Source organism: Nocardia alni, from assembly GCF_019038435.1.
GTDB lineage: Bacteria > Actinomycetota > Actinomycetes > Mycobacteriales > Mycobacteriaceae > Nocardia > Nocardia alni.
This window is the reverse complement of the sequence record NZ_JAGPOX010000246.1, coordinates 1-7,768: the sequence shown is the minus strand read 5'-3', so window position 1 is coordinate 7,768 and position 7,768 is coordinate 1. Positions and strand designations below refer to the sequence as shown.

Genomic DNA, 7,768 nt, shown 5'->3' with positions numbered 1-7,768 from the left:
GACAGCGCCCACCCCGGCCGTCCATACCGGCCCATTCTGCCGGGCGAACCCGGTGATTTCCGTGCGACGAGCCGAATTACCTCGATCGAATCGTTCAGCCGAGGCTGAAGGGTTTACCCCACAGCGTCTCGGTGGAGTCCATCACGTTGTCGTGCAGCAGGATCGTGGTGTACGAGCGGGCCTCGGCATATCCGGCGCAGCCGTCGATGGAGATCGTGTGGTCGACGAACTGAGCGGTGCCGGAGTTGCCGGTGAAGTTGTAGACCTGGATCTGCTTGCTGGCCACGGTGCCGGGCTTGAGCGTGAGCGACAGTGACGGATCGCTGTACGGGGTGACACCCGAGCTGTCGAGGGTGAAGCCGCCGTAGCCGTCGCCGACCGACAAGCCACTACCGCCGTTGCTGATTCCGCCGGAGCTGTTGCCTCCCCCTCCACCGCCACCGGAGTTGCCCGAGTTGCCTGACGAGTTGTTCCCGCCGCCCTGATCCGAGTTGTCCCCGCCGCCTTTGCCGTCGTTGCCCTGACCGGCCGTATCGCCGCTGCCGTTGGCATGCGTACTCGAGCCCAGATCGACTTGGCAGCCGACCAGATAGCCGGTCTCGATCCGCCCGCCGGTGATCGTGACACCCTTCGGTGCGGTGGTGGTCACCGCATCGACCCCGGAGACGGTCGCGTTGCGCGAGAGCGGACTCGCGGCCATCGACCCGGAGACGGTCGCACTCTCCCCGGTGCGGTCCAGATGGACGACCACCCCGTCATGGGTGGTGTAGCCACCGTGCCCGTTCGGCAGGGGTACATGTGTATCGGCCGCGGCGGTTCCGGAGCCCACCAGCATGACCGGCAGGCAGACACCGGTCACGATCGCACTGCCCAGCGCAATTCGCACGGGACGATTCCTCTCTTGCACACCGAAAGACATGAGACTCACGGCACTCATCCGATGCTGAACGGTTGGCCGTACAGGGTGGTCTCGACGCTGCCCTTGGCATTGGTCACCGTCAACGTGCTGAACGCGCGGGCCTGCGCGTATCCGCCGCAGCCGTCGACCTGAACGGCGCGGTCCAGATACTGGATACCGACCTTGCCGGCGGTCGGATCGATCGTCTTGGTGTCGAATTTCACCTGCGCCACACCACCGGGCACCAGGTTGATGCTGGGCGAGATCTCCGGGGAAATAGAGCTCGGCTGCACGTAGACATCGCCACCGAGCGACAAACCACCCGATAGATCCACCTGGCACCCGACCAGATATCCGGTGACCAGCTGTCCACCGGTGGCCCCGGGAACATCGGCGAACACCGTGGCCGACATGCTCGCGGTGCGACCCATGCCGTTGTGGGCGAGAGAGGGGGAGACCACGGCCCGCTCACCGGTGCGGCTGAAGTCCACCGCGACCCCGGTAGCAGTGGTGAAGTGCTGGTGGCCATTGGGTAATGGCACCACCGCATCCGCATGTGCCACACCACATCCGAGCAGGAGAACGGCTATTCCCGCCCCACCGCGCACGAGCCAGCATCCGGCTCCGGCAACCAATTTCATATTTCCTTCATCGTTTGTCCAGCAGGCGCTGCCCACGTTGGTTGATCTACGTAAGCGACAGCTGTGAATCCCCAGGGAATCCGCAGGGAGGCGTTGTCCCGGCTCCAAGTCTAGGAGAGATATCCGCGTCACGGACAGCGAACGATGGGCGATAGATTACGCCATCGCTCTCACTGGGCGGCGCGAATCCCCCAGACGGAAGAAAATACCGCTGGCATGACCACGGAACAGCGAGGTAGCCGGGCCGCCAATGGTGAAGCACCACTTACCACGACTCAGAAGCAAGCGCGTGGCAAGTAATCCACATCACAATCGATGCGGCCCCTCGTCGGCGACGAAAACCCGGGCGGCCGCGACGCGCTTACCACCGCGCGCCATCTCCACCTCGGCGATGCCGTGTCCGGCGGTCGTCTCCACGCTCATCGTCACGAATCGTCCCGCGACGATCGTCTTGCCGATGTCGGTCCCGGCGGCGCGCGCGACGAATCCCGCCGCATCCGAAGAATCCCCGGTCCCCCATCCGAGCACCCCGCCGGGAGCCAGGGCCGCGCATACCGCGTCGGCGTCGCCGCGCGCGGCGTGCCCGATCAGTCCGGTCGCCGCCCGGCGCCCGGCCTCACCGACCCGCAGGAATCCGCGCGAGAAGCCCAGCGCTCCGCCGATACCCTGGTTGGCCAGCAGCTGCGGGGTCAGCTTCGCACCCGCGCCCAGGCCCCGCGCCCCGGCGCGCAGCAGTTGCGCGATCATCACCGGAAGTTCCCAGTGTGCGTGCAGCTCACGAATTTTCAGGGTCTCACCCACCCGTTGCACGTCGTACCGCAGGTGCATCGGCACCCGCAGCGTCACGCCGGTGGACATGGTGGTCTCGATGGCCAGATCCCGCCACACCGTCATACCGCACACCACATCGTGCTCGACCCGGAAGGCGATCCCGTTGGGCCCGATGAAGGTGTCGTAGAAGCGCTCGATGGCCGCCCGCCCGATATGCGGGCGCGAGCCCACCGGATCGCAGACCCGGGCGCCGGGTGCGAACAGTCCGACCCAGGCGTCGCGATCGTGCACGGTAACCGCACGCGGCGATGCCTCGACGGTGGCCAGGAGTTCGGCGGCGGACGTGGTTTCAGACATCGTTTCCCTTCTCGAGCCGACACCCGAACTCTATAACTCGTTCTAATTCTAGGCCGGAGAACGGTGCGCTTTCCGGCGTATCCACGCGGCGACCTGCGCATTCGCAGCGGTACGGCACACTGGTGCCCATGCGTGCGCGTGATGACGCCGGTGGGAGGACGCACCACTGGAGATCCTGGCTCCGCCCCAGGCGACTGCTGAGGATCGTGGCCGTGGCCGTGCTCGCGGGGGCGGTGGTGGCCGGGGCGTCCATCGGCTGGATCCGCTATCGCGCCCACGGTCTGGAATACGCCGTCGCCGACGTGCCGCCCGCGGATGCCGGCCTGGTCCCGGGTGCGGAAATCTATCCCGACGGACGGCCCTCTCCCTACGTGGCCGCACGGCTCGACCTCGGCGCGCAACTGCTGAAATCGGGCAAGGTGAAGGCCTTGCTGCTCAGCGGCGACCACGGGCACTGGTCCTACGACGAACCCGATGCGATGCGCCGGTACCTCGTCGGCAAGGGTGTGCCCGCGGACAAACTCGCCGTCGACTACGCGGGCTTCGACACCTACGACTCCTGCGCCCGCGCCTACCGCATCTTCGGGGTGCGCCGGGCGATCGTGGTCACCCAGGATTTCAGCGTTCCGCGCACCGTCGCGCTGTGCCGCTCGGTCGGCATCGCGACCAGCGCGGTCGGCGACCACGGTCAGGCGCACAACCTGACCTGGTACAAGTGCTGGGTACGCGACCAGCTCGCCGCCACCAAGGCCGTGTATTCGATCCTCGCGCGACCCGATCCGATCCTGGGCCGACAGGAGACCACGGTCCGCGACGCCATGGCAGCCGTTCCGCACTGACCCCGTGGGGGCGTCTCGGATCGGCGTGGAGTCAACGCAGGACCTCGCCCGGCGCCCAGCGAATCAGATGGGCCGGACCGGGTTCCACGATCGAGGCAGGGTTCTCGCCGTCGAACCAGCGGTCCACACAGGTCCAGTGGTAGGGATGCAGCAGGTACTCGCCGGTCAGGCCGTCCAGGTCGGCGAACTCCTGCTCGAAGACATGCGTCCACATCGTGGACGCGCCCGGGATCGCGGGATCGGCGCGGCTGAGCGCCCAGGAGTGGATGGTGCGGATCAGATCGGGCATCGCGGCGAGTTCGGCCTCGAACCGGGCCACCACGTCCTCGGGCGTGCCCGCACGCACGCGCAGCAACAGCGTTCGCTTCACCCGTTTGCCTCTCAGCGGTCTGTGGCCCGAGAAGATCGGTTGCAGTGCAACCGCATCCGCACCTGCCAACGCCGGCGGCAGCGCCTCGGCCCGGAAGTCCCCGTTCCTGCCCCGACCGCGCAGGCTTCCCGGCAGATCCGCGCCGGCGGACCATTCACGGACTCCGCCCGGTCGGCCGGTCACCTCATTCGATGCGGTGCGCATGACCCAGCGCGTCACGACTCCTCCAGCCGCGGTTCCGTGGCCGCCGATGCGAGGCGACCAGGTTCCGGTCGGCACGGCTCGAGCACACGACGATCCCTGTGCACGGCAAGTTCGTCTGTGCGAGACCAGAATCGGGCGACCGAAGCGTCCGCGCCCGCCATCGTCCGCGCGCGGTAGAACTCGTAGACACCCTCGATCTCCCACAGCATGTCCACCGCCACGGTGTCGGGTCCGGCGTGCGATTGCCACCACTGTGTCAACCGCAGGCCCCGCTCGCGCGCGGCAGGGAGGTAGTCCGTGCGCCACCCGATCAGCCACCCGTCGACCGCCGCTGCGGGCAGGACGAGGTGATCCCAGACATGAACCCGCTGCACCGGATCGACCGCTGTCACAGCTTGCCCACCACCTCGTCGCGGTAGCGGGCCACGTAATCGGCCAGGCCGGCCAGCCCGCGCGGACCGAGTATCGAATCCCGGCCGTACACCGGCTGGTTCAGCACCAGCCGGGTGGCGCCCGCGCGAACATAGCCGCGCACGAAATCGACGTCGAATTCCCGTGCGGCATCGCAGGATCCGGGCCATGCTGTCAGTTCCACCGCATCCCGCGGCCGCCCCGCGCCCAGGGCGATGGCACGCACCACGTCGGCTCCCGCGGCGAAGCCTTCCGGATCGAGGGTATACGGGAACCAGCCGTCCCCGACCCGGCCCGCTCGTCGTAACGCCGGATCGCTGTTGCCGCCCAGGATGATCGGGATTCTGCCGCCGGAAGGCCTTGGCGTGCAGTGCAGATCCGTGAAGGACAGCTCATGCCCCGTGAAACTGGCCGGGGCGCAGGCCCATAGCGCGCGCATGGCGCCGATACAGTCGTCGAGCCGCCGGCCGCGCTGCCGGAACGACGCACCGACCGCCGCGTATTCCTCCTTCTGCCAACCGATTCCCAGGCCGAGCAGCAGCCGGTCATCGGAATGCAGAGCGATGGTCGCGGCGCGCTTGGCCAGCACCACCGGGCTGTGCAGCGGCGCGACCACCATCGCGGTGCCGAACGTCAGCGTCGAGGACGCGCCTGCCATGAACGCGATCGTCTCCAGCGGATCGGTCATCGGAATTCCGTGTTCCGGACCCGGCATCCGGCCACTTGCGGAGTACGGATAGTTCGGCTCGTAGGCGTCGGCGACCACGACATGCTCGACCGTCCACACCGATTCGACACCGGCCTCCTGTGCCGCCACGGCGAACTCGCGCAGGAAGGCCCCGCTGGTCACCAACTCCTCGACGTACGGCACCAGCATCCCTATCCGCACCACCAGCGCCACTCCTCGACGAATCGGACGGCCCCCGCAGATCGGCCGCATCACACCACCCTCGTGCATCGCGGACGGCGTGGTCACGGTCGTACCGGCCACCGGATGCCCGAGTCCCGATCACCGGGACGACCGGTTGACGCGGATACGTTGCGATTCAAGGGATTCGGATCGGGGCGGGTGTCGGTTCCACGGGTGGCTCCCGCAGCGGGGGCACGGTGGGGATCACCATGTGGGTGGTGATCGGCGGCAGCGGCGTTCCCGACATGGTCGCCGAGGCCGGATCCTGGTCGTGGCTCGTGGTGATCACGAGCCAGAGCAGGGCCGCAAGTACCAGCAGAGCGACGACGGCGGCGAGCACACCACGCAGAACCCGCCTGCGCACAAGTGTGCCAATGTAATCAATCATTCTGTCCCCCCAGCGATTACATCGCTTCGAATAGTGGAGCTACCTCCTACAGCACCGACTCGATGGTATCGGCCGCCCCCGGGGCCACCGCAAGGGCTTTGTCATGAAGCTGTCCGGACCGGACGACACGGCGAGCGGCTCTCCCTCCTTCGCCGGCCGCACGGTGACGAAGTGAGGTGCGCATGCGCCTGGCGGACCTGCTGACCACTCGATCCCTGGACCAGTTGGCCACCTCGACAGCCCTGCTCCGCCGCACCATCGAGGACGCCGGAGCCGGAACGCCCGCAGGCTGAGCAGGGTGTGCGGGACGATGGACCGCATGGCCGAGCGATTCCACGACCCGATCCCGGATCCGGTGTCCGTCCTACAGCGCTGGGAGGATTCCGGCGCGATCTGGCGAGTGGTCGGCCGCCGCGCGGATCGGGTGACGGTCGGGTTGTATCAGTGCACCGGTGACGAGGAAGTCGATCGGTTCACCTCGGGCGATCCGGAGCTGTTGCGATTCCTCGGGGATCGGCGCAGCAGCGAGGACTGAGCTACCGATTCAGTATCCGGGCCGCCCCGTCGCACAGCGTCTCGAGCACCTGGGCGGCCGGTTGCACGGCGGTCACCAGACCGACACCCTGTCCGGCGTCGACCGGCATGAGATTCGGATCGTCCCGAACGATCCCCGCGCCCAACGCTTCCCGGGCCGTCTCGTCATCCGGCAGCTCGTCCTCCCGGCCGGTCCACCGGTCCGCGAATTCGTTGCGCAACGCCCGCAAGGGAAACCGGGACGGCCACGGCAACCCCATCCCCACATCGAACGCCCGGGTCAGGATGGTATCGGTGCCGCGCGCGGCCAGCATCGCCGCGCGCGCGCCCGAGGACAGCAGCGATTCCTCGCAGGCGGCCAGACGAGTGCCCAGCCAGGCGCCCGAGGCCCCGGCGGCGAGCACCGCGGCCAGGCTCGCGGGCGAGCCGATGCCCCCGGCCGCGAGCACCGGTACCGTGACCGCGCCCAGGACCGCATCGAGCAGCGGCAGAGTCGCCATCTCCGGCGCCCCGTGGCCGCCGCCTTCCATACCCCGGGCGACCAGCACATCGATACCGGCGTCCGCGGCGCGGCGGCCATCATCGACGGTGTACACCTGTGTGGCCGTACGGATTCCGGATTCCCGGACGCGCGACGCCCAGGACAGGTCGGTCCCGAAGCTCACCGAGATCAGCGCGGGTTTCGCGGCGACGGCGACCTCGAGCAGCTCCGGTTCCGCGGCGAACACCCAGTCCACCAGCCCGATACCGAACGGACCGGCGAAGCCGTCCAACCGCCCGAGTTCCCGTCGCAACGCCACCACCGATCCGGCGCTGCCCATGCCGATCATCCCCAGGCCACCGCACGCGCTCACCGCCGCCGCGAGCCGGCCTCCGGCCACCCCGCCCATCGGCGCACCGACGACCGGCAGCCGCAACCCCAAATCCCTCGACCACGTCGTGGACAGGGCCTCTGCGCCGGCTTCGAGCGATTCCCCGGACGATGTCATCGACACATAGCACCACACTGCCCGGCGCCACGTCATCCGCCGAGGCCTTGGCGGCGTGCCCGACCGCCCCGGACATCCCGCACGACAGGAGCCGGACGCCCGCGAGTCAGCGCCAGCTGGGCAACCAGAGGTGGGCCTGCCAGTTGCCCTGGGTGATCGGCCACCCGGTGAGGATCGGCCACAGCCAGGCGAAATTCGCCACCACCAAGCCGACGTAAAGGCACACCAGCAGAAGATTCAGGCTGTGTCGCTCACTCGGCGCCGGGAACCGGTAGCCGTTGGCGGCGCGCACCAAGGGTGCGGGTCCGAGGATGTCGCCCAGGACCAGCGCGAACCCGATCACCATGAACGGGGCCATCGGCACCGCGTAGAAGTAGTACATCTGCCGATCCAAATCCAGGAACCACGGCAGCAGACCCGCCATATACCCCACCAGCATCGCGGCATACCGCCAAT

The 7,768-nt window shown here is 68.2% G+C and carries 10 protein-coding genes and 1 pseudogene; 2 read left to right on the top strand and 9 right to left on the bottom strand.

Going from position 1 to position 7,768, the window contains the following annotated elements; translation table 11 throughout:
* Positions 1–94 precede the first annotated feature (94 nt).
* The 3 genes from JZ791_RS42905 to JZ791_RS42895 form a co-directional block, all read right to left on the bottom strand.
* Positions 95–886, bottom strand: coding sequence for an MspA family porin (locus JZ791_RS42905; protein ID WP_216903513.1), 792 nt, complete (start codon positions 884–886; stop codon positions 95–97).
* Between the two features lie 47 nt (positions 887–933).
* Entirely contained in the window at positions 934–1,440 is a 507-nt protein-coding gene (locus JZ791_RS42900) for an MspA family porin (RefSeq protein ID WP_308163482.1), read from the bottom strand.
* A gap of 405 nt (positions 1,441–1,845) precedes the next feature.
* A complete protein-coding gene (locus JZ791_RS42895; RefSeq protein WP_216903509.1) occupies positions 1,846–2,667 on the bottom strand; it encodes a nuclear transport factor 2 family protein in 822 nt (273 codons plus the stop codon).
* Positions 2,668–2,879: 212 nt separating this feature from the next.
* On the opposite strand from JZ791_RS42895, the gene JZ791_RS42890 reads away from it, so the two are divergent.
* A complete protein-coding gene (locus JZ791_RS42890; protein ID WP_216903507.1) occupies positions 2,880–3,506 on the top strand; it encodes a SanA/YdcF family protein in 627 nt (208 codons plus the stop codon).
* A 31-nt stretch (positions 3,507–3,537) separates the two neighbouring features.
* Here the strand turns inward: JZ791_RS42890 and JZ791_RS42885 are convergent, their stop codons facing one another.
* The 4 genes from JZ791_RS42885 to JZ791_RS42870 form a co-directional block, all read right to left on the bottom strand.
* Positions 3,538–4,095, bottom strand: coding sequence for a Dabb family protein (locus tag JZ791_RS42885; RefSeq protein WP_308163480.1), 558 nt, complete (start codon positions 4,093–4,095; stop codon positions 3,538–3,540).
* Positions 4,092–4,472 carry a hypothetical protein gene (locus JZ791_RS42880; protein ID WP_216903505.1) on the bottom strand — a complete coding sequence of 127 codons (381 nt, stop codon included), beginning with the start codon at positions 4,470–4,472 and terminating at the stop codon, positions 4,092–4,094. Before JZ791_RS42880 ends, JZ791_RS42885 begins: the two co-directional genes overlap by 4 nt.
* Positions 4,469–5,467 (bottom strand): LLM class F420-dependent oxidoreductase, encoded by a 999-nt coding sequence (locus JZ791_RS42875; RefSeq protein WP_216903503.1) that lies wholly within the window; start codon positions 5,465–5,467, stop codon positions 4,469–4,471. The genes JZ791_RS42880 and JZ791_RS42875 overlap by 4 nt, the downstream gene beginning before the upstream one ends.
* A gap of 70 nt (positions 5,468–5,537) precedes the next feature.
* On the bottom strand, positions 5,538–5,789 hold the full coding sequence (locus tag JZ791_RS42870; RefSeq protein ID WP_216903500.1) for a hypothetical protein: 252 nt from the start codon (positions 5,787–5,789) through the stop codon (positions 5,538–5,540).
* A gap of 319 nt (positions 5,790–6,108) precedes the next feature.
* On the opposite strand from JZ791_RS42870, the gene JZ791_RS42865 reads away from it, so the two are divergent.
* Complete coding sequence (locus tag JZ791_RS42865; RefSeq protein ID WP_216903498.1) at positions 6,109–6,324, top strand: hypothetical protein; 216 nt, start codon at positions 6,109–6,111, stop codon at positions 6,322–6,324.
* Between the two features lies 1 nt (position 6,325).
* On the opposite strand, the gene JZ791_RS42860 is transcribed toward JZ791_RS42865, so the two are convergent.
* Positions 6,326–7,312: an NAD(P)H-dependent flavin oxidoreductase gene (locus JZ791_RS42860; RefSeq protein WP_216903496.1), complete on the bottom strand. Its 987-nt coding sequence runs from the start codon at positions 7,310–7,312 to the stop codon at positions 6,326–6,328.
* Between the two features lie 106 nt (positions 7,313–7,418).
* Positions 7,419–7,768: pseudogene (locus JZ791_RS42855) on the bottom strand (dolichyl-phosphate-mannose--protein mannosyltransferase); the annotation flags it as partial.

What these genes read in the sequence shown, in the direction of transcription:
- JZ791_RS42895 (WP_216903509.1), bottom strand. Translation starts at nt 2,667, where the DNA reads ATGTCTGAAACCACGTCCGCCGCCGAACTCCTGGCCACCGTCGAGGCA.
- JZ791_RS42870 (WP_216903500.1), bottom strand. Translation starts at nt 5,789, where the DNA reads ATGATTGATTACATTGGCACACTTGTGCGCAGGCGGGTTCTGCGTGGT.
- JZ791_RS42865 (WP_216903498.1), top strand. Translation starts at nt 6,109, where the DNA reads ATGGCCGAGCGATTCCACGACCCGATCCCGGATCCGGTGTCCGTCCTA.
- JZ791_RS42860 (WP_216903496.1), bottom strand. Translation starts at nt 7,312, where the DNA reads ATGACATCGTCCGGGGAATCGCTCGAAGCCGGCGCAGAGGCCCTGTCC.